Raw genomic sequence first — 24,357 nt, forward strand, 5'->3', positions numbered from 1 at the left:
GAAGAAGCAGCGCTGAATCCGATAAGCGCAGACACAAGCACCGTCCCGCCGGCTCGCCGCCCTAGAACCCGAACCAGTCTCCTGCTCACTGCCGCATTTCGAGCATCAGCACCACAGCAATCGCACCGAACACAATGTTCGGAATCCACGCCGCCATCGCCGGGCTGATTACGGGAGAGGTGCCGTATGCCCGGCATAGCTGGGTTGCTCCCCAGTACAGAAAGGAAACAAGCAGCCCGAGTCCAAGCCCGAACATCACACCGCCTTTACGCAGCCGTACCGACAACGGTAGTCCGAGCAGGACCACGATGAGTCCGATAAGCGAATAGGAGAACCGGTAGTGAAGCTCCACCTCTTCGTCCGCCACATCCTCGCCTGCTCGACGCATCTTGCCGATGTAGTGCGTAAGTTCCCGGGTCGAGGTCTCCTGCACTGGCCGGGAAATGCGCACGAAGTCTGCCGGCGTCTCCGTGATGCCAGAAAGCACCATGGTATCGGCAAGAAACATCCGTTCTGTCCCGTCTGATGCGAACTCACGGACCGTAACGTCGTAGCCGACCCAAACCCCAGCAGTATTCTGAATCCTGGATTTCGGATGACGGATGTCCGGAGCCGCGGCCCCGGTATCATCTGTTCCTGGGACTCTAGGAACGTAACGGGCGCTGGCGCCGTCAATCCGGCGTCGAACCTTGCGGTCTGACCCGAGCTCCTCAATCGAGAAACCGGTCATGACGCCGTTCGAGTCATACTCCCTGATACTGTAAACTCGGCCGCTCTCGCCAACGAAGAAGACATCGCGGCGCTTCACTGTCGTCTGTATCGCACGCTTCTCAATCTTGTAGCTGCGCAGGTCTGCCAACGCTGCGTTGGCCGGTATCGTCAGAAACTCGTTGCCGGCAAGGTACGCTGGCACCGTGGCGAGGCCGAACCCGACTGCCGGTGCAAACAGCCGCAGCGCCCGGACTCCGGCACTCTCAAGCGCGTGCAGTTCCCGATGCCGCGTCATCTGACCGTACACCACGAACACCGCCAGCAGCATGCTCACTGGATACAGGAGCGTCACCGCTGACGGCAGGATATAGACGTAGTAGAGCAACACCGTGAAGATGCTTACCTTCCGAGTCAGAAAGTAGTTCAGCTCCTCAAACAGGTCAATGAGCAGGTAGATGACCACGACCGAAAGCAGTGCAAGCAGCGTAAAACGCACGACCTCTCCAAGGATGTGGCGGTCAATCGTCTTCATCTGCGCATTCGACGCAGGTGGCCAACAATCTCCCGGACGAGTGATTTCTCGAAGAACGCCCGGGCCGCAAGTTCTGTAACCGGTAGCGTCAGGACAATATTCGGCAACCACATACCGAGGGACGGCGCCACCTTACCAGAATCAGCAAAGTTCTCGCCAGCAAGCAAAAGCACGTAGAACGCGGCAAAGAACACAAGTCCGACGATAAACCCGGTGCCGATCCCACCTCGGCGCAAGACTATTCCGAGCGGTGCCCCGAAAAGAACAAAAAAGAAACAAGAGAACGCCAGGGACAAACTCTTGTGGAACTCGGTCTCATAACGGCCGGTCTCCAGCCGCTTGTACTGCAGCCGCGTCATAAGCTCATCGAGCTTGAGCCGGCCAGGCTCGCTCTTTGCCTCGGCCCTTGCCGCTACCACCTTGGCGCTGATCTCGGCCTCGTCCTTGCGAAGCCTGCGAATCTGATCCAGAAGCTGCAGCAGGGTCATTTCCTGGTCACCCCGGAACTCCCGGTCGCGCCGGATTAGCTCCACGTCCAAGGCAACGTTGATGACATGCCTGCGAAAACTCAACCGGCGGTAATTGTTGCTGTCTCCAAGTTCATGCATCTCGCCGTCGTAGAGTGTCAGCACCATATACCGGTCGTCATCAGTATAGGCGATTTCGCCCTGCGGTGCAGTGACGAACCCGGGTGTTTTCTTACCCTGGCGGCGTTCAAATATCGCCACGTTCTTCACCCTCGACCGACGCTCGTCGATCGTCCCAATGTAGATGAGATAGTTTGCAAAATCGTCCATGAAGACACCTTCACGTACGCGCAGAGCCGGCTTCTTTCTTGCCACGTCGGTGAGAAGATTGCGGACGTTGTGCTGCGACTCCGGCACTGCAAACCCGTTGAACCCGACCATTACAACCATCAGGAGACAGCATACCGCTGCGGTCGGCAGGAAAACGCGCAGCACCGGGATACCCGCGGCACGGATTACCTTGATTTCGTTGTCCTCGGCCATCCGGCCAAAGGTTACCACACCTGCGATCAGCGTGCCGAGCGGTGTACATACGCTCACGACAAACGGCAGCGACAGCACCATGATTTCGCTTACCACGCTGACCGCCACGCCCTTGCGCACCAGCAAGTCTGCCAGCAGGAATAGCCGGTCCATGAGCAGGACGAACGCGAGGATAACAACTGCCAAAAAGAACGGCGGCACGAACTGCCTGAGCGCGTAACGTTGGAGTATGCTCATCCGGTCCCCGGCCGATAAGCCCGCGCCCGCGGCAACAGGGCCGATTGACTATTCTGAAATCGTCGTCTGTTGGCATTCATCCGCGGTTTCCTATTTCACGAGATGATACCGGCGGCCTGAGAAGCGTCAACGCATGCTTGACCTGTGGTACAACCTCTGCTATTCGAGCTCCGGGACCGCATGCGGCACCGGCTCAGCACCAGGACCGCCCGGCCTGCCCGAAGCCCTGAGCACAAAAAACACTGGTTTCTCGGTCTTGAACACATACCGGAATCGGTCCACGTCCTGCTTGAGTACCGGTGCGACGAACACGCGGAACAGATTCGTCCAGTAGAAATTGTCAAAGAGGATGTAGTCACACTTCTCGATTGCGGCCTTGACCGCGGCCTGGTCTCCGGTAAACGGCGGGCAGAAAGACCGGCGCCCGGACAGAAGGTAAACGAACTCCGGCTTGCGAGCCAGTATCACCCGGTCCTCCGGTACGTTGTCTCTTATCCACTCGATGCACTCAAAGTACCGACGCCAATCCAGGCTGTAGCCAGCGTACCGGTCGCCGGCAAGATACCTGATATTGTCCCCAACCGATTTCCTGGCGGCAAGTGCAAGCGCCACCATGTTGACCACAACCAGGACGCCGACTACCGCCGCCGCCAGGTACTTGCGCCTGAGCCGGTGTTCAAGCCAGCAAAGCCCGGCGACGATATACATGACTGCGAGCGGTGCGACTGGCAGGAAGAACCGTTCACCGGCCCACAGTGATGGCCAGCCAAACAGTACCGCGAATGCAAACACGAAATATGTCTCGACTATCGTCCACACCCGCACCACAACCGCAAACCCGAGCACCATCAGTCCGGAAAGCACGACGCCAACACCGACCGAAAACCAGCCGGGCTGAAGCACGGCGCAGAACTGCTGCGGTATCACTGCCGCAAAGTACTTCACTGCATTCTCCCCGATACGGACGACGAAGTCCTTCACCCCGGCCCGACCAAAGTCTGGGATGTACGGGTTCTTGGCAAAGAACTGCTCGAAATAGGACTGACCGGTACCAGCCCGGATTGCCCTTATCTCCCAAGGCACGAAAACAGCAAGAAACACAACAACGAATACCGCAAGATACCAGTACTGCTTCCTGAACACAAGCAGCAGTATAACCCCGAGCACAAGCGCAATCCCTGCGGTCCGCAACAAGAATCCGGCGATCGCACACGCAAACCCGGCCCAGTAGTTCACCCCTCCCATGTCCTCTGCCCTGAGCAGGAAATACACTGCGGCCATGGACACACTGAGGAACGGTATCTCGGTGAGGATATCATGATTGTACTTGATGAGCATCGGAATGGAGACAACCAAGGCCATTGCCAACCAACCCGGCTGCAGGAGCCGGTTGCCGTCCGAAGACCATGCCCTACTGTTCTTGCCAGCACCGGCCGCAGCAGCAGTCATGGCGAACCAAAGTCCGCATAGCCGGTACACGATGAACATCGCCAGCACACCCGACACTACAACAAGAACCTTATCCAGGAAGATATTCATTCTACCCGATATCTTCTCCAGGACTGCGAGGATGGCCGGGAAACCGGGAGGGTACTGCGTGTGCTCCGGCTGCTCGGGCAGGTAAACTGAACGGTACCCGGTGCCGCGTGCAAGCGAACCGGCCAGAATCAGATACACCGCATTGTCACCGCCGACCGAAAGCTTGGGGTCGAACAGAAGAATGGAAAAGAGGACGTACGCTCCCAGGAAGACAAGAAGCCACCTGTTCTTCACCAGCCAGTGCCTGTTCAAGACCGCAGCCGGTTTGCTCGCCAACCCTTGCCGTCCCGAGTCCCGCACCGTGTGCCGTGACATCATACCCAGTCCCTGACAGTAGCAACCGGCACAATCACCCCGGCCAGACGCTGCCCAGGAAGGGGTTCACAAGCAGCGCCCGGGCCATGGTGCCAGGCTCATTGTGACCAGGGTAGAGCATTGTATCACGGGGCAGAAGTGTCTGAAGTCGGCCGAGCGAGTACTGCATCTGAACTTCTGAACCACCTGGAAAATCGACCCGGCCGATCGAGTCAACAAACAGTGTATCCCCAGTAAAGGCAAACCCGTTGCCGATGAGCGTTATCCCACCCGGTGTATGGCCCGGAGTATGGACAACCCGCATCCGCTCGTTGCCCACGACAATTTCATCGCTATCGGCCAGCGTGCGGTCCGGACGAAGTGGCTCCATCCTGAAACCCACAAGAACCGCAAGACTCCGCTCCGGATGTGTAAGCATCACGGCGTCCAGTTCACCGATAAGCAACTGGGCCCCGGTCGCATCCAGCACCGGCTTGTCGGCTGCCACATGGTCAATATGACCGTGAGTATTGATGACGTACTTGACCCTCATCTTCTGACAGTCGTCTCTGGCCGCAACCAGCTCCTCGATTTTCCCAAGTATCAGCTCTGCGTCTCCCCCGGGATCAATAACTGCCAGTTCGTCGGCCGACATTAGTACGTAGCAGTTTGTTGCCAGCGGCCCGACTACCAGACGCTCGACCACACGCTGCCCCGGCTCTCCAGGTTCTCGACGGCTGGTCATTATTGGCTGAGCACTGGTCTGCTACCGGACCCTGCTATTCTTCAGGACGACCCTACGGTTCCTACCGCGGCCCGCAAAACTCCAGCCTTCAGCCGAAAGCAGCGCCTCCTTCATCAACCGCCCTCCGCCGAACCCGACAAGTCTGCCATCTACGCCTACCACCCGATGACACGGAACGAGCAGCGGAAACGGATTACGGGCCATCACCTGACCTACAGCCCGTGCCGCGTTCGGCCTTCCAGCCGCCTTGGCAAGTTCGGCATAAGTCATCACCCTACCCGGCCTGATACGGGCACACAAACCAATAACCTTGCGGGCAAATGTGCTAAGCCCTGAAGCATCCATGCGCAACACCCTGGGTGTTCCCTCCCCGCGCAGGACAGACAGAAGCCGAGGCCCGAGCTTTGGGTCCAACCGGGCCGACTTTGGCTTGGCACGCAGAACCACTCTGGCAACCCTGCCCCGGGACCAGACAACACGTACCAGACAAAACGGCGTGTGCGCAAGCCTGGTCACTTCTTGACCAGCGGTCGTCCTCATTGTCAAGTATCATACCCTGCCACCGACATGGGTCAAGCAAGACCGGTGCAACCTTACCGTTACTGTACTCCGTCCACTGGAAGTTCTCGGTCCGACTTCAAACCCCATCATCACAGCCCAGAGCACTCACCCCGGGCACGAGCAGGGTGGAACCAGGGACCACAAGGCACCGATGCAATGCACTTGACTTGGCGACCCTGGCAGCTAACTTTGGCCGTGCGTCCGTCGGCCCGTCTGTCAATAGCTTTCGCGCTATCTGGAGTGTAGGACCTGTTATCCAAAACGCACCGCATCCTCACGTTATCCTTGGGCGGTCTGACAATTGCGGCTGTACTCCTGTCCGGCTATGTATTCACCGTTCCCGGGTACCCCGCTGCGGTTGACATCTGGCCCCACCTTGTGCGTCAGACCGCGGTTGCTGATGCCATCCGGACCGGTCATTCGCCATTCTACACCTTCATGTTCTACTGCGGATTCCCCTTGCTGCGGTTCTACGGCCCGGTTTTCGCATTCCTCGGCGCTCTGCTCTCACTCGCCTTGCACGTCAACCAGCTCGCGGCACTCAAGACGCTGCTCTTCATTCTCCACCTCGGCTCGGCGGCTGCCATGTTCTTCTACCTTCGTCGTCTGACTGGCAGCCAGCGAACCCAGCCCCAGTTCGGCTCACCATGCTCCGCATTCAGCACTCAGGATTCTGCCCCAGCACTACTCGGTACGCTTGTCTATTCGATCGTTCCCTGGCGTGTGCTCAGCCTTGTGTATGACGCCAACTACCCGCAGGCACTCATCTACGTTCTACTTCCGCTTTCGTTCCTTGCCCTTGATGCGCTGCTCAACCGACCCACCCTGCCTCGAGCCGTACTCCTTGCCCTGGTCATCTGTACCGCGCTCACATCGCACACCGTGTTCGCTGTTTTCCTTGTCGTCTTTCTCGGCGTAGCCCTGGTCCTCGGTCTGTACGAGCAGCCGGCAACCAGCCAGCCCCGAATAGCCGGCCTTGCCGCGCTTTCCGGCCTGCTCGGACTCCTGCTCGCCGGATTCTACATCATCCCGTTCCTCGCCGAATTCCGCCAGCACGTGTTTCCACAACTGCCGCTCAATATCGGCACACCATCACTCCTCAGCCTTGTGTTCCCCTGGACAAAGTCCGGCCCGTACAACTATCTCGGCGCCGCAAACATCCTGCTTTTCGCCGCCGCAGTCGTCGTTCCCCTTGTCCGTGGCCGGTCCACACACTGTTGCTCAGTTCCTGTGCCTCATTCACCGTCCTTCCTTCCCGCCCTTATCTGCCTCATCGCCAGCCTGCTGCTGGTTCTGTTCTCGCCCCGTTTCGGATTGACTCGATCCCTGCTCAATTACGGGCTTCCGCCGCACCGCTTCCTCGTATTCACTGTGTTCTTCGCAACGGTTCTCATTGCCCTCGGCTGGTCCCGGGTTCTGCTATCTGACAAGCCTGCTCGTCGCTGGCTATTGCTTATTCCTGCTACTGTTCTCGTGCTCGCTGATTGCCTTCCCCACGTGCTCAATGTCCGCTTCTGGCAACCTGAGAAACTATTCCCGGTCCGACTTGAAGCCTACCGGCTGCTGTCATGGCAGCAGCCGACCCGGGTATATGACACCTACACTTCGGACGACCGGGTTGACGACTATGCCCGGCTTTCCTGCTATCCGGCAGCCGGGTTTTTGTTCGGCAACCTGCCAAACCTCCTGGGTCCACCCTATCACCAGTTTGCGCCCCGCTCAATGCTCTACGCCTATCCCTGGTCCAACCTGATTGCAGTGGACCTTGGTGACTCATCCCGCCGCGAACTGCGATCGGAGACAATGAAGGCTGTCCGGCTCCTGGGCATCTCCCACATCATCTCGCTACCCTGTATCATCGCAACCGAGAATAACTACACGAGCGTTATCACCAAGCCGGGCATCGCTTGGGACGACCGGTTCCTCGCTGCTGACCGTAAACCGCCAATCATCTTCGGCCCGACTGGTGCCGGACTGCTCCTTGCGTCAAACCGGCTCGTGCCGGTGCCGGCCGAGAGTCTGTTTCCGGCCCGTACATTCTTCTTCGCTCACGACTGGCTTACTCTACTCCAAGCCCTCGAACTCGATACCGCTGGTAACCGCATGAACTTCATCCCAGTGACCGAAGACCAGCCGCCCGACTCACTGCCCATTCTCGCTCCGCTCCGACTTGGGCCAACTTCGGTTGAGCACAACCGGCTTGGCATCCGATTCGAGGCCGGCTCTGACTGCTTCCTGCGGCTTGCGGTCAGCTACTACCCGGAACTCTCGGTTCTACTCGACGGCCGACCAGTCCGGTTTGGAGAGACCAAGGACCACTTCATCTGGCTTTGCTGCCCGGCCGGCGAGCACCGACTTGAAGTCCTGGCCCCTCTGACTCCGATCCGTCGCACCACCCTGGTATCCAGCGCCCTCACCCTGCTGCTGTGCCTTGTTCTGCTCTACCGGCCCTCACCCCGGCCCACTCGCCAACGGTCTTCCTAAACGCAGACCCGGCTGACCCCACTCCAGTCTCGCAAGAACTCTAGCTCGCTACAAGCTGTCCTGCCTCCTAGTGCAGCAACTTTTCGACTAGGCTCCTGTGACCGTTAGTACGATAGCTCCGGGTGTTACACTATGACGCAGGTGGGTTTTCGGGCTTTGTCCAAGGGGGTACGGTGCACCCCTGGGCGATTCCCTCTGTGATATCAAAAGCGAGGTCGAAACTGAAGTCGCACGGAAAGACGACTCCAACACCGCAATGGGAAACGTTTCTGAAACCGGTCCGGACAACTGAACCGGAAACAGCCGGGAAATCGTTTCTGACATCCCACTGGACAACGCTTCGGAAATCGGCCCCCAAAACGCTGTGGACAACGCACCTGAAAACCCTCCGGACAACGCTTCGGAAATCGGCCCTGAAATCCTTCCCGAAAACCATCCTGACATCGCTCCTGAAACCCTTATCCATATCGTATCCGGCACCGGCCCGGGAATCTGCTCCGCGCCCCTGACAACACTGGCTACAGCCGACCGGATGGCTCCGTTCATCCGGTCTTGGTAGTTCGGTCTCAGCCGCTAAAGCCGCCTGAGTTATGGGCAAGGAGCGATGACTAACAGGAAAACTGCGGGTAGTAACAAACGATGGGTATTGCGACGAGACCGTGCGTTCGTGCGGCTGCCGCCACTACTATGTCATTCCCCCTGACGCATCACACAATGTCCTTCCTCTTCAGCGCCACCGCGGTCAGTACCGTGAAGACCACAGCCAGCGTAACCAGCACCAATACGCCGGGGACTACTCCCAACGTCGGCATATCGGCGAACCACTGGTGAACGGTCCCTGGCGCGACTGGTGGGTTGTACTGACCAGGACCAGGACCAACCTCACCCACCGTCTTCGTACTGAAGTGCGACAACACGTCCAGTACCCACCGCGAAATCATGAAGCTGGACATGAACTTCATTGCCCCCAACTCGGATAGCTTCACCACCATCCCGGCGAACAGCACCTGGGGAATGAGGACCACCGGCACCAGCCCCATCGCGCCCTCCGACGAAGACAGCAAAGACGAAATCAGCAGTCCCATTGCGGAACCAGCCATTCCGCCCAGGGTCAGGAACGTCGTGTACCCGAGTATGCTTCCCGGCAGGTTGTCGACCATCAGCTTGACCACTGCGGACAGGACGAAGCACTGCAGAAGCAGAAACAGTGAGAGTACGAACGTCTTAGATAGTACGTACGGTGCGATTTTCAGGTTCACCATTCTCTCCCGGCGATATACTGAACGCTCGGACACTATCTCCCGGCACGAGTTGGTTGCGCCGAACCAGATGGCGGCCAGAGCCATCATGAAAAGCACGCCACCCATGTGAGCATACCCCTTGCCACCGAACACGAGACCGATAAGCACGGCGATTACCGGCGCCTGAGCAATGAGCACACCGGTGCCCGGGGCGTCCGCCAACTTTATCCGGCAGTAACGGCGCACCAGTATCCACCATTGGCGCAAACCGTTCGCTTGCTGCCGGCCGGTCTTCCTTCCCACGTTCGTCTTGACGCTTGACACTTCCATTCTGCCCGCCACGTACCGCGCGTAGTGGGCCGACTCGCGGAACCGTTTCTCCCAGTACTCGGCCGGCCAGTACATCTTCTCACCGCACACCTCACACTTCTCCAGCGGCCTCGTGGTCTTGGTATACATCTTGTCGCACTTCGGGCAGTACTTGCCCTGCAGAAAGAAAAGCACCTTGGGCGGGTAGTCTCGGCCCACCCCGAAATAGTCGAATACCTCCCGGCCCGGGCCGTAATAGACCAGCCTGCCTTCGTGCAGCAACAGTACCATATCAAGCGTCTCGAAGGTACGCGGGGATTCAACGTTGTGCGTGGTAAGGATAACACACCGACCTCGGCGCGATGCGTCGGCCAGTACCTCGGTCACTTCTTCTGCCTTGGCCGGGTCCAAACCGGATAAAGGCTCGTCCAGAAACAGGCAAGCCGGCTCGGTGATGAGCTCCTGCGCCAGATTCACGCGCTTGCGCTGCCCTCCAGAGATGCCACGTTTCTCCGGATCGCCGATGCGAACACTACGGCAGTCCTCCAGCCCGAGGTCAGCTATGACCTTGTCCACGCGACGTTTCACCTCTTCTTCAGAAGTATCCTCAGGCAGACGCAGTTTTGCCGTATAATAGAGTGACTGTTCCACGGTCAGTTCACGGTGGATGATGTCGTCCTGCGGAACGTAGCCGACGTTACCCCTTAGCATGTCGTAGTTCGCGTATAGGTCCAAACCTGAGAGCTCCACCCGGCCGGTCGCGGTGTGGTCGTATCCGGTGACGACATTGAGCAGTGTCGTCTTGCCCGAGCCGGACGGCCCTATCAGCCCGGTGAACTCGCTGGGCTCGGCTACGAAGGAGATTCCCCGGATGATGACCTTGTCCTTCACCGCCTTTCGTATGTCGCTGCAAACCAGCCGGGCGCGGCCGGCGTAGGACGACTGGCAGAACGAGCCCTCTTTCTCGAATACCAACACATAGGAACCGAGGTTGATGGTGTCGCCGACCGCAAGCCGCGCCTCCTTCACCCGGTATCCGTTCACGAAGGTACCGTTCGTCGAGCCCAGGTCATAGATGAAGGTCTGTCCATTGCGGCGCACGATGCGGCAGTGGTGCCGGGAAACCTGCGGATAGTCGAGCACAAGGTCATTGTCTTGAGCACGACCAATGTTGAGCACGTCGCGGTCGAGATGAACCACCTTACCTGCCGGACGCTGAGCGCCTCCCGCTTTCCGCTCGCCGACGTCCTTTCTCTTCACTTCTCCCTCTTCACTCTTCACTCGGCCCTCTGGCAGCGTAAGCCGGCACGCCTCCGACTCGTCTACCTCCACCCGGAACCGCAAGGCTCCGCCCTTTCCCAGTCGGACGACCTGGCCCTGCTCAACCAGGGCCTCTGTCACCGGTACGTCGCTAGAACCCACATAGGTCTTGTTCGTTGAGCCCAAGTCCCGCACCAGGACCCGGCCTGCCTTGTCCAACCCGACCCAGCAGTGCAGACCTGATATGTTGTGCTTCTCGTCTCTTGCTTCCAGCAGCAGCGGCTGGCCCTCTGCCGGAAGACCCAATTCCGCCCGCCTTGTCGCTGCCGCCTGCTCGAGCTTTTCCATCCGGTAACCGATGAGGATTCCGGCTGGAGGAATCTCAAAGACTCGTCCCTGCTTCGGACCCGCGATGATTCTCAGCTTAGCCACATCAACCTCCCGAGAAAATGATGAGTAATGAGTGAAGCGTAATGAGAAACGGACGAAAAGCGACCATCACCTGTTGCTTCGCCCGGTTCATATCCATCCGGAACCATACTTACCCTGCTCAGTTGCCGGCGGCTTTCGCGGCCCGACACTTTCAGGCATTGCGCCAGGCGCGGTCGTGTCGGTGTGGCCCTTCGCCTTCGCTTTCGCGGTGTCGGTCTTTGGCGGCCCGGCCGGGCCGCGCGCGGAGTCTGCCGGAATCGGCGGCTTGGGCGATGCGCCGGGATTACGCACCAGATACATCCTTACCGCGGCAGCTACAAGTAACGCCAGCACAACGACAGCGAACAGCACCAGCACGAGCCTCCTGCGCCGCCCTTTGACCGGTCCCCGCGCTCCGCCGACCGCTGACCGCTTCCCAAGCTCCACGGCCTCCTCTCTTTCTTTCTCTTCCTCTTCCCCTTGAAGCGGACTAGGGGGGGAGGGCAAAAACTGCTCACTGCCCACCTTCACTACGATGATCGTCGCATTGTCAGGTGCGCCGCGTCTTTTCACTTCATCAATAACGCTCAGCACTGCCCTTCCCGGCTGGCCGGAAAGCACCAAGTCGCGCAGCTCCTCGTCCTCCAGCACACCGTGCACTCCGTCGGTTGTGAGCACAAAGACATCCCCGGTGCGGACTTCCTCCTCAAACAAGTCCGGCTTGGCCGCATCGCTTCCCAGCACCCGGCTGATGACGTTGCGCTTCGGGCTGGTCCTAGCCTGCTCCGGCGTCATCAAACCCTTGCGCACGAGCCGCGCCACCAGAGTGTGGTCTTCTGTTATCTGCCGCATCTGCCCGTCGCGTATGAGGTAACACCGGCTGTCCCCGATGTTCAGCACGTACGCCCGGTCAGCCACGAGTGCCAGAGCGACCAGGGTCGAACCCATCCCCCTGCGGCTTGGGTCCTGGGCCGCGTCCAGAACAGCCCGATTTGCCGCCTCAGCCGCCTGCACAAGCATCTTGCCCGGACTCCCGGCCCAAGGCCGCTGGTAGTAGAACTCCGCAACCGTGTCCACGCCCAACCTACTTGCCACTTCGCCCGCGGCCTCGCCGCCCATCCCGTCCGCGACCACGTACAAGAGCCCGCGCTCCCCGGCAAGCGCCTGCTCGGCCTCGCCCGGCACGAACAGCGCGTCCTCATTCTTCGGCCGCATCTCGCTCAGCCCACGGTCGGACAGGAAGCCAACCGCTGGCCGCCCGCCGCGTTCCGGCTGTTTCACTTCACCCTTTGCCATTCACTACTCACTCTTCGCCTCGCGTCCTTCTCTCCTTCGCTCCTCTCTCTTCTCTCTTCACTCATCACTTCATCGGTCAGATGTTCAGATGGCCAGATTACCAGATTCACAGAAAGAATTACTGACGCCGGGAACAGCGGAAACCCAGATGGCCGTGCCGGTACGATGGCTCAAACCCGGCGCGATTCGCGCAGCGCAGGTCCCTGGCGAGGTAGTACCAGGACCCGCCACGAGAGACGCGGGCCAAGCCAGAAGACGGCCCTTGTGGGTTGTTGCTTGCGCTTGAACCGTAGTAGTTGTCTTTGTACCAGTCATTGCACCACTCCCACACGTTCCCGGCCATATCCATACAGCCATAGGGTGATGCACCCGAAGGAAACGAGCCGACCGGCGCGGTTCGGGCATAACCGTCATCCGCGCTCTTGTCGCTCCAACCGTAGTCCGTGTTCCGGTCCGCAAAGTTGCACCGGCTACCGGTTGGCTCTGAGTTACCCCACGGGTACTTCCGCGAGTCCGTGCCGCGCGCGGCCTTCTCCCATTCTGCCTCGGTCGGCAACTGCTTGCCTGCCCAGTCGCAGTACGCCTTGGCATCCTTCCACGATACATTCACGACCGGGTAGTCCGGATAGCGCGTGAAGTAGTCAGTCATTCCGAGGAAGTCCGGGTCAGACGGATAGCTCCGGCCGGTCGCATCGCAGAACTGCTTGTACTGCCGGTTCGTCACTTCGTACTTGTCTATGTAGTACTCGTCCAGATACACCTGATGTACCGGCTTCCCGTCCGGGCCTCCGTCATTTGACCCCATCGTGAACGTCCCGGCCGGTATCTTTATCATCACCGAGCTGTCCTTCAGCCAGAGGAACTCCTCATACCCCTGGCTGTTCCGACCAAGAGCAGTCATCCTCGTGGGAGCGGTCTCCTGACCACGATTGTCGCCCTGCCCTGTGCGAGCGGCATCCCTGCTGCGACTGCCCGCAACTATCGCAATCACCACGACTGCGGCGAGGACGGCAAGGATACCGGCGACAATCCAGCCGGTTTTCTTCCGCTCGCCGCTGACCGCTGGCCGCCCACCGCGCTCCGCCACCCCCTCCCTTTCTTTCCCTCTCCCTCGAGGGGGAGGGAAGGGTGAGGGTGAAGACGGAATGCGGTCCGCGGAAGACAGTTGGCTTTCCTCCGGCACCGTCTGCTGTTCCCAAAGCTGTCGGCTGTCAGCGGATGGCTGTTGGCGCTCCTCCGGCCGCTTGCCCCGGCTGAGCGTCACCCGGACCGCCGCTCCCGCGGCGCAGAACTCACCGGGCGCAGGGCACTGGCGCAGAACCGCGCCCTCGGGAACCGTGTCTGAGTACTCCTCGCCCTCAAAGGCTACGCCGCACCCTGCCTGCCGCAGAAGAGCTTCCGCTTCGGCCCGAGCTCGGCCCTGCACCGAGGGCACAACCCGCCGGGCCGGGCCTGCGGTCAGCGGCGAGCGGGGGGCGGCAGGCTCTTGCTCCAGCGCCGCCGCAAACTCCTCGCAGGACGCAAACCGGTCGGCCGGCTTCTTCTCCATCGCCTTCAGTATTACCCGCTCCAGCTGCTCGGAAATTGCCGGGTTGCGCTGCCGCGGCGGTATCGGCGGCTCCTGCAGGTGCGCCTCGAAGAAGGACGAGGTCTCGGACGCGTCGAACGGCAACCGGCCGGTCGCGGCTTCATACAAGGTGCACCCGAGAGAGTAGATGTCCGTTGCTTTGGTCAGCTTTTTGTCCAGGACCTGCTCAGGAGACATATACGCCGGCGAGCCAACGCGATGCCCGGATACAGCGATACTCGTGTCGCCCGACACTATCCGGGCAATTCCGAAGTCTCCCACCTTGGCCCCGAACTCAGACAGCATGATGTTCAAGGGCTTCAGGTCCCGGTGAATGATGCCGTGCCGGTGCGCAAACCCGACCGCGGACAACACCTGACCGAACAGCCGCTTCAGTTCCTCGGCCGGCAGCGCGCCGTTCCGGCGTATCAGCTCGGACAGGTTACGCACCCCGGCCACGCCGGCAATGTACTCCATTATCAGGAACAGCCCGCGCTCGTTCTCCACAAAGTCGTAGAGCGAGACGATGTTAGGATGCTCCCTGAGCTTGGCCTGAGACTCGGCCTCGGCCGCGGCCCGCTCCGATGCCGCCTTGTCGCCGTAGATGAGTGCGGGCGACAACAGCTTCACCGCCACAACCTGAGAGGCAATCTTCTGGTGCACCGCCTTGTACACCACGCCCATCCCGCCCCGGCCGACCTCCTCAACGATGCGATAGTTGCCGACGGAAGCGCCAATCATGGCTTATCGTCTATAGCTGGCCGCGTTTGGTAGTATCGCTATTCACCATTCGCTACTCGCTCCCCACTTCGCTTCCTTCTCCATTCTCTGCCTACCGCCCACCTCTCGTCTCTCATTTCATCACCGCACCAAGAACAGCAAGCAGCTTCTCCTTCACTGCTATGCGGCGTTCAACGGAGAACTTCATCCTTGGCTTGAGCAACAGCACCTCCAGTTGATAGGTACCATCCACACGGCACACGATTGTATCCTGTGCCAGCTGGGGCAGAACTCGGAACAGCGCTGCCATATCGTAACTCAGCGGCAGGCAAGTAACCAGAGAGTCCCGACCACGCAGGCTCAAAACTTCGTTCGCCCGTCCGCGGCCAACGGCCTCGCTGCCAATGAAGACGGTGTACTCAACATCGGACACCTTGGCCGAGAACGAGTTGGGGTTTCTTACCTTCACGCTCAGGTCTAAAACGCTCTCGCCGGGAAAAGCCAGTCCAACCAACTCCACTTCTGCCGGTTTCACCATCCAGCCGCAGTTCAGACAAGAAACCAACAGGGCAAGAGCCAACACCCGCAATCCATACTTCACGCTACGCAAGTAACCTCCAGTTCACATCTACACAACACCAAACCCGCCCTCGCCGAGCTTGCCAGTTGCCTGATGTTCGGTAACGGCCTAGCCAGCCATGTCCTATGAGAAACTGCGACTGGAAATCTGATGTTGCATCTGTTTTTCCTTCCGATGTGCTGTTGCCAAAGTGTCTGGTCATCGCCCGGCTGCCCAGAGCACAAGGCGCGTAAGAAGTCCATCGCTCGCTGAACTTGTTCCTGCGCCGGAATAGAAGTATGCACACCGACCAGAGCCATATACGTATCTAACAGCCGCGGCGCTGCCGTCGTTCCATTTGGCTATCACCGTCCCCCTAGTTCCTGTGATCGCGGCACCACCGTTGCACTTCGAGTTTGAGTAGAGTATCTGACCATCAGTGGTGTTCACCCAGCAGTTGCCAAAAGTGTTATGGTATTCTCCACCACCCATCCACGAGGGCAGTGAATACCCGCCAGCGAGAAAGTAGGGAGTGCCGCTGGTAAGGACAACTCCACCACCTTCTGCGATACGGTTACGCAAATAGGCTGCGGTCGTAGTGTTGCAGGCGTCATAGTTTTCAACAACGATAACCGAGTAGTCTGAAAGGTTGGATGGTATAGAACTGGAAGTTCGAACATTGAACCCCAGACCAGTCAAGAGCGTTGTCATCGTCGAACTGCTTCCGACGTAGAGCGCTGGAGAACCTGACCGTGCGCCGGTCCCCGGGTCCACGTTCCCAGCTCCCTCAGCGTTGATAGCTGCACGCGCGTACGGAGACTTCGGATACTCGGACAGCAGGCGATGTGCTTCACGCCAATCACTCACCGCTTGTTCTTCATTTCCCACTTTGTGGTACGCTTCACCTCGCCACGACCAGGTCCAGGCGCTCGTAGGCTCCAGCTTCAGGGTCATCGAGAAATCCTCAATTGCGAGCCAGTATTCGCCCTTGCAGTAGTAGGCCAAGCCACGGTTAGCATAAGGTGTGGGATGATTGGGATTCTGATTGATACAAGCTCCGTAGTAACGAATTGCCTCGTCGTACTTACCAGCTCTGATTGCCTCTGCCCCGAGCTCGAAGTTCTCGTCGAAGCTACGGCTCGGCGTCCCACCATCTGTGGATTTCGTCCGTATCTGAGTCTTGGCGAAGACAGACACGGCAGGAGGTGTGGTACGCAACTCCCCACTGGTTTCAAGAGACCGGGTAACGACCGTCTCTGTGGTCGTGTCAGGCATCGTGCCGGCGGCGCGGTCAACAACCTGGCGCTTCTTGTTCGATAAGAGCAGTAGTAGCAGACCGACAATGACCAGCATTACGGCCAGGGCTGTCGCGAACACACGGCTGCGACGGGCGCGCCTGCGACGGCCCTGCTTTTCCACAACAGTTGCTCCAGACGCAGGACGTTCAAGAGTGGATTGACCGGGTGACGGCTCCCGCACCGTCCTCTCAGAGAAGAACGCACGCGGCTCCTTGCTCTTGCTGAGAACAAGAGCAACCGTTTCGCCTTGGTTCAGCAGGGCGCCGGGAGGGGGACTCTGCCAGGTAACCGTCCCAGCCTGGGCCGCTTCCGAGAAGTCCTCGTGCTCCACCGTCGGCGTCAGACCGACACCGGCGAGCAATCCCTCGGCCTCCTCAAGTAACCTGCCCCGAACGTCCGGGACCTCCACCTGCCGCTCCTGCACTCCCAAGCTCAGCACGACACTGAGTTCAGAACCCTCTGCCAGCCGCACGCCGGCCGGAGAAGCCTGTCTGAGTACCCTGCCGGCCGCAATGTACTCGGACGGCTCCTTGCCTGATACCACCAGCCGCAGACCCAGAGCAGCAGCAGCTCCCTCGGCCTCGGCCTGTGTCAGCCCGCCCAGCGCAGGCACGCTGACCAGCTTCGGCCCCTTGCTCAGCACCACGGTCACAACACCGCCTGGCTCAAGCATCACGCCGGCCTCAGGCGTCTGCCCGACAACCGCACCCTGCTTCACCTTTCTGGAGAACTCCTCGCTGCCGACCGCGAGCTTGAGCCCAAGTTCAGCCAGCATCCGCTCAGCCTCAACCTTCTGTCTGTCCCGAAGCTCGGGTACGCTGACCGGCTTCGGCCTTGGCCCCTTGCTCACAACCAGCCTGACCAGCGTGCCGTCTTCCACCACTGCGCCAAACTCCGGCTCCTGGCGCAGAACCGTCCCGGCCGGCACGTCGTCTGAATGCTCCTCCGCAATTTGCTCGACCCGTAGCCCGACCTGCCGGCCCAGCGGCTCAGCCTCGGCCCGCGTCTTTCCGCAGAACCCGGGTACAACAACCATCCGCGCCTCGCGCGTGCGCGCAAGCGCCGCCGCAAACTCCTCGCAGCTCTGGAACCGCTCCTCCGGCTTCTTGGCCAATGCCTTGAGCACGGCCCGCTCCAGCTCAACTGGTATGTCCGGATTTGTCTCCCGCAAAGGCGGCGGCGGCTCGGATAGGTGCTGCTCCTCAATAGAAGTCGTCGAGGTGGCATTGAACGGTATTCTGCCCGCCAGCATCTCATACAGCGTTATCCCCAAGGCATAGATGTCGGCCCGTGCATCCAGCACCTTATTCAGCACCTGCTCCGGTGACATATACGCCGGAGTGCCCATTCCGCCCCGGGTCAACGAGTACTCGCCCTGCCCGGGCGCCAGCATCTTCGCCAGCCCGAAATCTCCTACCTTAGCTGTCCCCTGCTCGTTGAACAACACATTCAGAGGCTTCAGGTCACGGTGCAGCACACCGTGACGGTGCGCGTAACCCACTCCGGCCAGAACCTGCCGGAATACCGAAAGTGCCCGCTCTTCCGGCATCGGCCCCAGTTTGATGAGCTCGGCCAAAGACCGCACCCGCTTCCCCTCGGCCACAACCATCCCATCCATCAATTCCATCACTATGAAGTACCGGCCATTGTGCTCAAAGAAGTTGTGAATGCCGACTATGTTCTCGTGCCGCAGTCGGGCCTGGGCCCGGGCCTCGGCAAAGAACCGGTCTCGGAACCGTGCCTCGCCGGTCAGGAACTGGTGCAGAGTCTTGATAGCCACTTCCTGCTCCAGTAGCCGATGCACTGCTTTGTACACGACGCCAAAACCGCCCTTGTCCGAGATAAGCCCGGTTATCCGATAGTCACCGACGGTCTGGCCGATCATGGGGATGTAAGACGTGAAAAGTAAGGTGTGTGACGCGAAACCGGGGATGCGAGACGGGAAACGTGGCACTCAGGTCGAAGGGGCAGAGGACGTTCTCCCGACCGACTCATTTCACATCTTCCATTTCACGTTTCACATCTCACTCTTTGCTCCTGGCCATCAGCGATTTCAGCAGCGACGAAGCTGTGAAGGTCTGCTCGCTCGTGGCGGCAATGGCGTACGACCCGCGCACCTGATACTTGACGCTCTTGCTGGCCAATGACGACTTCACCGAGCTAAGCACGCTGCCGGGCTTGACCGAGAGCGGTACCGAGATAACCTGCGAACCTTCGCCCGAAAGCGTCACCGGCGCTTGCTGCTCACCCGAGGCCACGACCGAACCCGCGATGAGGACCTCGTACTTGATGTCCGAGACCGTCGCGGTCAGCTTCGATGGATTCGTCACCTTCAGGTCGAGCTTGGCCGGGACTTCGAAAAGCTCCAGCCCGACCGGCGCAAGCTGTAGCAGGATTGCGCCCGTAGTGCTCGATAGGAAGGTGGCGCAACCCGAACCGAGCACCAGGCAGGCGAGCAGAATGCCGACCGCCAACCGCCTACCGCTACCCGCCCCAAGCATCAACCGGAATCTTCTTCTCACTCCTCCGTCTTCTCTCTTCACTCGTGACTCTTCACTCATCACTCCTTTCCCTCTTCACTCGTACATCGCACGGAAGTACGGCCCGAGTTTCTCGGCCAGGTTGAAGTTACCCGAAACAAACACCGGCTCGATCGACCGGCCACCCTCAGCCGCAAGGATGTAGTACCCGCGCACGCGGTAGTCAACATTGCCCCGGCCAAGTAGTGCGGCTGCGGCCCGGCCCAACCGGTCGTGGCGGATGTTCACCGAAAGCGTCATCACGCCTCGACCGTTAGGCTGTAGCGGCATCTCGCAGTACTGCTTGGCACTGGCTAGATAGAAAGTATCAACTTCAAGCTTGTAGTAGAATCCCTTGACCTCGCCAGGAACCGAGTTCGGGTTTGTAGCCGCGATACCGACCACAAGGTTGAACCCCCTGTCGGTAGGTTCGGCAACTTCAACTGAAGTTAACTCCAATGAGGGTCGCAGGAAGGACTGCGGCACCGGTGGTGGTGGCGGCGCGGTACTGATGACCAGGTTCACCGGCTGGCCTTTCATCAACTTGGTGCCCGGGGGAGGGTCCATCTTCATTATCCTGCCCGGTGGGATTTCGGTCGAGACCGCGGTCGTGACCGTACCCGGCACAAGCCCGCACTTGGGCAGTTCGGTCGCGGCGTCGGCTTTCTTGAACCCGGTCAGCTCCGGCACGAACCGGGTCGGACCCTCGCTGACCGTGACCAGTACCGTATCGCCCTTCTTGAGCGTTTCGCCCGGTTTCTGCATCTGGGTAACGACCGCGCCGGCCGGCAGAGAATCTGAGCTGACCTTCATCTGTTCCTTGATTCCAAGGCCCGCGGCCGCGATCTCGGCTGATGCCTGCTCAAACGTCTTGCCAACTACGTTGGGTACTGCTACCTTCTTGGGGCCTTTGGACATCAGCGCAATGACAACGACCGCGGCGACGACAATGACTCCGACCAGGACGTACATCGCCGTGCTACGGTTGCGCGGGCTGTCGGACTTTCCTCTTACGGTCCGCTCCATCGTTCCTCCTTGTGTTTACTGCTTTCCTCGCGTGCCCGTAAAAACGAACCGAAGGCCAACGAGCGCACCCAGACTCCGCTGCCTCGGATTCGAAAGGCGACTGCGCAGAAGCGGACTCTTCTTTTCGTTTTCCGGCTCGGTCATGAGCATTAGGCCTCCGATTCCGGTTTTATTATATCAAAGCTTGACGGTAGTCAAGTCACGGGCGGTCGCCGGCGCACACACCAGTATTACGAAGGAAACCGAAGGCGTGGAAGAAGGTGTATGAGACGAGTGTAACCGTGCAGCAGTCTCTAGAGCTGTGAAAGCGTGTGCGAGCGAAGTGTGTCTTTGCGAATGCCGAAAGCTGTGGGTGGTTCGCGTGTCTGCCGCTTCGGAAGGCGAACCGGTGGTCGGTGCAGCGCTAGAAGTACAAGCAACGGTACCCTACCAAACCCAAGCTAGAAAGCTGGCAGCGCAAGATGTCAGTCGGAAGCTACGCAAGAGAATTGACACTACCCGTACGATACAACAGGTTGACAGATGGAGGATTTCGGCTATCCTCATCGTGCCCAATGACTTGACAGTTCAGGAGGACAATTGGCTAGACATTGCGAAATCTGCGGTAAAGTCGGTGCGGTCGGCTCCAATATCAGTCACGCGCACAACGTTACCAAGCGTCGCTGGGAGCCGAATCTGCAAAGAGTCCGGGCCAGGCTTGAGTCTGGGACCAGGCGTATCTGGGTCTGCGCCCGTTGCCTGCGTTCGGGCAAGGTGGAAAAAGCAGGAGCCCAAGGAACCGGCAGCCAACCAGCCGAGTCCCATGGCTCCGAACCTGCGCGCTAGCAACATAGAACCCTCGGACCATTGAACCATTTCTCTGGCAGGAGGTAGCTTGAAGTGCCTTATTACTGGAATCACCGGTTTTGCCGGCAGCCATCTGGCTGAGTATCTTCTGAAACTCGGTAACTGCGAGGTCCACGGCACAGTACGCTGGCGCTCAAGAACTGAGAATATCGAACACATCCAGAACCGGCTTCTGCTCCATGCCTGTGACCTGCGGGACGCAAAGTCCACACTCGACCTGGTGCGGGAGGTTCGACCTGACCGCGTGTTCCATCTTGCAGCCCAGAGCTATGTGCCGATGTCCTGGGTCGCGCCGTCCGAGACTTTGACCACGAACATCGTCGGCCAGTCGAACTTGTTTGAGGCCCTGCGCCAGGAAAAACCAGACTGTCTTGTCCAGATTGCAGGTTCGAGCGAGGAGTACGGAATGGTGTACCCTAACGAGGCACCAATCAAGGAAACCAACCCGCTCCGGCCACTTTCGCCTTACGGCGTATCCAAAGTCGCGCAAGACCTGATGGGCTACCAGTACTTCAGAAGCTACGGCCTGAAAGTAGTGAGAACCCGGGGGTTCAACCACACCGGTCCTCGGCGTGGCGAGGTGTTCGCGACGTCGAATTTCGCCAAGCAGATTGCCGAAATCGAGGCTGGCAGACGCGCACCCGTGCTTTACACCGGAAACCTGGATGCAGTACGCGACTTTACCGACGTGCGCGATACAATTGTCGCCTACTGGCTTGCACTTGAGAAAGGTGAACCGGGCGAGGTGTACAATATTGCGTCCGGCAAGGGCTGGCGGATAGGCGAAATGCTTGAGCTTCTGCTCAGTATGGCCAGAAAAAAGATTGAAGTGAAACAGGACCCCAAGCGGATGCGGCCAAGCGATGTCGAACTGCTCATTGGCGACCCCTCCAAGTTCGAGCAGCGTACCGGCTGGACCCGCCGGTACGATTTCCGACAGACCTTGTCCGACTTACTCGACTACTGGCGCAATAGAATCCCGGCCGCCTGAACCACGGGGGAAACGGGGATGAACATGGGGTTCTGCGGCGCAGCGCGCCGCACATCAGGAACAGTACGCCTTTCGCGTCAATCCGTGCCTGCTCCAGTCCCAGCAAGAGCGTCCGGAGTTGCCCCGGATTCCGGTCGTCCGACACCTGGGCCCGGCACCAGTCTGACACCAAGCATCTCGGCTCTGACGTTATGTCCCTGCTCACCAGTCCCAGTTTACTGACTTGAAGCTCATCCTTGTTACCGGTATTGAGGGCTTTGTTGGTCGGCACCTGACCCGCGCACTTGTTGACGCCGGCTACAGCGTGGCTGGCATCCATCTTGCTCCAGCGCCAGCCGGCATGCCGGCCCGGTTGTTTGAGGGCAATGTCTGTGACTTCCACTGGCTCAGGCAGACGCTTAGTCAGATAAAACCCGACGCTGTGATCCATCTGGCTGCGGTCAGTTCAGTCGCGGATGCAGAGAACCAGTTACTCGGCACATTCGAGGTGAATGCTAGCGGCACACTCAAACTGCTTGCGGCTCTGAGCGAACTCGCACTCCGACCCCGGGTTCTACTCATCTCGTCCGGCAGCGTGTACGGCTGCGGCACCAGGACACCTTTCACCGAGGAAATGCCCCCAGACCCAATTGACGCCTATGCTCTGAGCAAACAGGTCGCTGAGGACATCGGAAGGTTCTTTTTCCGGGCATACGGAGCCGACGTTGTTATCCTCAGGCCATTCAGCCATACCGGCCCGGGCCAGAGTCCGAGTTTCGTATTCTCGTCTGTGGCCAGACAGATAGCCGAGCTGGAACGACAGGGCGCAACTACCGGCACAATCGAACTTGGCAATCTCGACGTACGCCGTGACTACGTTGACGTGCGGGACATTGTCCGCGCCTACATCCTGGCGATTGAGAAAACATCTGGCGGCGAGACCTACAACGTGACTTCCGGTAGCGCTGTCTCCATTCGGGAAGGAGTCGAGAAGCTGTGCCGCCTTGCCCGGGTCAGAGTGACCTACACGAGCACCGCTTCCCGGCGTCGGGATCGGGACCTGCCCAATCTTACCGGCGACCCGACCAAGTTCCAGACTGTAACCGGGTGGAAACCTCAGATTTCGTTTGACCAGACCCTTGCCGACCTGCTCGAATACTGGCGCAGTCAGTAAGACCATCAATGCTCGTCTGCCACTTGTTCCCCGTTTTTCAAGACCTTGGCGTCTTCGCGACAATCGCTTCCTGGAGTCAGCATCTGGGCTCTGAACACCGTGGTCATCTGCGACCATGAAGCTGTCGATCGTCATCGTTACCTGGAACAGCGCGAGTGACATCGAGACCTGCATTGATTCCATCAGCTTCACTCAGAAGTTCGAGGTCGTTGTTGTTGACAACGCATCCGCTGATTCCACCCGTGAAAAGCTCGCCCAGTACCGCCACCTCAAAGTCATTGCCAATGACCGCAATCTTGGCTATGCCCGGGCCAACAACCAGGGGATCCACAGCTCAAGCGGCGAATACGTTCTGCTGCTCAATCCCGACACAAAAATCGAACTCGGCGCACTTGACGTGCTGACCGACTGGCTCGATACTCACCCGCAGGCCGGTGCGGCTGCTCCCCGACTGCTGAACTTCGATGGCACGACCCAGCTTTCGATCCGCTCCTTTCCAACTCCGGTCTTGGTACTCTGGGACTTGATCGGCCTTGCCCGGTTGTTCCCCCGCAGCCGTTCTTTCGGCCGGTGGCGTCTGGCGTATTTCGACTATGACAAACCTGCCCAGGTCGAGCAGCCAATGGCTTCGTGTCTGATGCTGCGGCGCACAGTCCTGGACCAGCTTGGCGGCCTGGATGAACGCTTTCCCGTGTTCTGTAACGACGTTGACCTGTCAAAGCGAATGGCCGATTCCGGGTGGCAGACCTGGTACGTTCCTGCCGCGCGAGTATTTCACCGGCGGGGAGCCAGTACCAGTCAGGTCAGACCGAAGATGATCTGGGAATCACACCGCTCACTGTTTCGCTATCTGGCCAAGCATGACCGGTCCGGCTTTTTCTGGCTCAAGGCGATTGTGCTGCTGCCCCTGCTGGAGCTGGTTGCGCTCGTACGCGTGCTCTGGTACCGGCTGACAGCACGTAATAAATGAGATGTCTGACCCACTGAGATTGTGACATTTGGCCATCCCCGGGGTAGCTTGGTACACTCTCTGCCCTGCTGTTTGGTC

At 59.4% G+C, this 24,357-nt stretch carries 18 protein-coding genes; 6 read left to right on the forward strand and 12 right to left on the reverse strand.

Annotated features, from left to right (window positions below; all coding sequences use genetic code 11):
- Positions 1–85: 85 nt before the first annotated feature.
- The 5 genes from ABIL25_03700 to ABIL25_03720 all read right to left on the reverse strand — a co-directional run bounded on the left by ABIL25_03700 (position 86) and on the right by ABIL25_03720 (position 5,608).
- Positions 86–1,243 (reverse strand): LptF/LptG family permease, encoded by a 1,158-nt coding sequence (locus ABIL25_03700; protein MEO0081384.1) that lies wholly within the window; start codon positions 1,241–1,243, stop codon positions 86–88.
- Positions 1,240–2,490, reverse strand: coding sequence for an LptF/LptG family permease (locus ABIL25_03705; GenBank protein MEO0081385.1), 1,251 nt, complete (start codon positions 2,488–2,490; stop codon positions 1,240–1,242). The genes ABIL25_03700 and ABIL25_03705 overlap by 4 nt, the downstream gene beginning before the upstream one ends.
- Before the next feature lie 159 nt (positions 2,491–2,649).
- Positions 2,650–4,263 (reverse strand): hypothetical protein, encoded by a 1,614-nt coding sequence (locus ABIL25_03710; GenBank protein ID MEO0081386.1) that lies wholly within the window; start codon positions 4,261–4,263, stop codon positions 2,650–2,652.
- A 115-nt stretch (positions 4,264–4,378) separates the two neighbouring features.
- Positions 4,379–5,029 (reverse strand): MBL fold metallo-hydrolase, encoded by a 651-nt coding sequence (locus tag ABIL25_03715; protein MEO0081387.1) that lies wholly within the window; start codon positions 5,027–5,029, stop codon positions 4,379–4,381.
- A 60-nt stretch (positions 5,030–5,089) separates the two neighbouring features.
- Positions 5,090–5,608, reverse strand: coding sequence for an MGMT family protein (locus tag ABIL25_03720; GenBank protein MEO0081388.1), 519 nt, complete (start codon positions 5,606–5,608; stop codon positions 5,090–5,092).
- 306 nt (positions 5,609–5,914) lie between these two features.
- Here ABIL25_03720 and ABIL25_03725 point away from each other — a divergent pair, with 306 nt between their 5' ends.
- Both ABIL25_03725 and ABIL25_03730 read left to right on the forward strand, forming a co-directional pair.
- On the forward strand, positions 5,915–8,113 hold the full coding sequence (locus ABIL25_03725; protein ID MEO0081389.1) for a hypothetical protein: 2,199 nt from the start codon (positions 5,915–5,917) through the stop codon (positions 8,111–8,113).
- A 364-nt stretch (positions 8,114–8,477) separates the two neighbouring features.
- Positions 8,478–8,672, forward strand: coding sequence for a hypothetical protein (locus ABIL25_03730; GenBank protein ID MEO0081390.1), 195 nt, complete (start codon positions 8,478–8,480; stop codon positions 8,670–8,672).
- Between the two features lie 148 nt (positions 8,673–8,820).
- Here the strand turns inward: ABIL25_03730 and ABIL25_03735 are convergent, their stop codons facing one another.
- From ABIL25_03735 to ABIL25_03765, 7 genes are all read right to left on the reverse strand, one after another.
- Positions 8,821–11,355 carry an FHA domain-containing protein gene (locus ABIL25_03735; protein ID MEO0081391.1) on the reverse strand — a complete coding sequence of 845 codons (2,535 nt, stop codon included), beginning with the start codon at positions 11,353–11,355 and terminating at the stop codon, positions 8,821–8,823.
- Between the two features lie 87 nt (positions 11,356–11,442).
- Positions 11,443–12,630, reverse strand: a complete 1,188-nt coding sequence (locus ABIL25_03740) for a protein phosphatase 2C domain-containing protein (protein ID MEO0081392.1) — start codon at positions 12,628–12,630, stop codon at positions 11,443–11,445.
- Between the two features lie 118 nt (positions 12,631–12,748).
- Entirely contained in the window at positions 12,749–14,938 is a 2,190-nt protein-coding gene (locus tag ABIL25_03745; GenBank protein ID MEO0081393.1) for an SUMF1/EgtB/PvdO family nonheme iron enzyme, read from the reverse strand.
- Positions 14,939–15,050: 112 nt separating this feature from the next.
- Positions 15,051–15,518: an LEA type 2 family protein gene (locus ABIL25_03750; GenBank protein MEO0081394.1), complete on the reverse strand. Its 468-nt coding sequence runs from the start codon at positions 15,516–15,518 to the stop codon at positions 15,051–15,053.
- 177 nt (positions 15,519–15,695) lie between these two features.
- The gene (locus ABIL25_03755) at positions 15,696–18,659 is read right to left on the reverse strand and encodes a PASTA domain-containing protein (GenBank protein ID MEO0081395.1); all 2,964 of its coding nucleotides are present in this window, start codon (positions 18,657–18,659) and stop codon (positions 15,696–15,698) included.
- A 139-nt stretch (positions 18,660–18,798) separates the two neighbouring features.
- Positions 18,799–19,296 carry an LEA type 2 family protein gene (locus tag ABIL25_03760; protein MEO0081396.1) on the reverse strand — a complete coding sequence of 166 codons (498 nt, stop codon included), beginning with the start codon at positions 19,294–19,296 and terminating at the stop codon, positions 18,799–18,801.
- Between the two features lie 54 nt (positions 19,297–19,350).
- Positions 19,351–20,319 (reverse strand): PASTA domain-containing protein, encoded by a 969-nt coding sequence (locus ABIL25_03765; GenBank protein ID MEO0081397.1) that lies wholly within the window; start codon positions 20,317–20,319, stop codon positions 19,351–19,353.
- A 579-nt stretch (positions 20,320–20,898) separates the two neighbouring features.
- On the opposite strand from ABIL25_03765, the gene rpmB reads away from it, so the two are divergent.
- The 4 genes from rpmB to ABIL25_03785 all read left to right on the forward strand — a co-directional run bounded on the left by rpmB (position 20,899) and on the right by ABIL25_03785 (position 24,279).
- Positions 20,899–21,144, forward strand: coding sequence for a 50S ribosomal protein L28 (gene rpmB, locus ABIL25_03770; protein ID MEO0081398.1), 246 nt, complete (start codon positions 20,899–20,901; stop codon positions 21,142–21,144).
- Between the two features lie 49 nt (positions 21,145–21,193).
- On the forward strand, positions 21,194–22,156 hold the full coding sequence (locus ABIL25_03775) for a GDP-mannose 4,6-dehydratase (protein ID MEO0081399.1): 963 nt from the start codon (positions 21,194–21,196) through the stop codon (positions 22,154–22,156).
- A 223-nt stretch (positions 22,157–22,379) separates the two neighbouring features.
- Positions 22,380–23,309, forward strand: coding sequence for a GDP-mannose 4,6-dehydratase (locus ABIL25_03780; protein ID MEO0081400.1), 930 nt, complete (start codon positions 22,380–22,382; stop codon positions 23,307–23,309).
- A 115-nt stretch (positions 23,310–23,424) separates the two neighbouring features.
- The gene (locus ABIL25_03785) at positions 23,425–24,279 is read left to right on the forward strand and encodes a glycosyltransferase family 2 protein (protein MEO0081401.1); all 855 of its coding nucleotides are present in this window, start codon (positions 23,425–23,427) and stop codon (positions 24,277–24,279) included.
- Positions 24,280–24,357 lie beyond the last annotated feature (78 nt).

The organism is candidate division WOR-3 bacterium, assembly GCA_039801365.1.
Lineage (GTDB): Bacteria > Hydrothermota > Tepidihabitantia > Tepidihabitantales > Tepidihabitantaceae > JBDRUN01.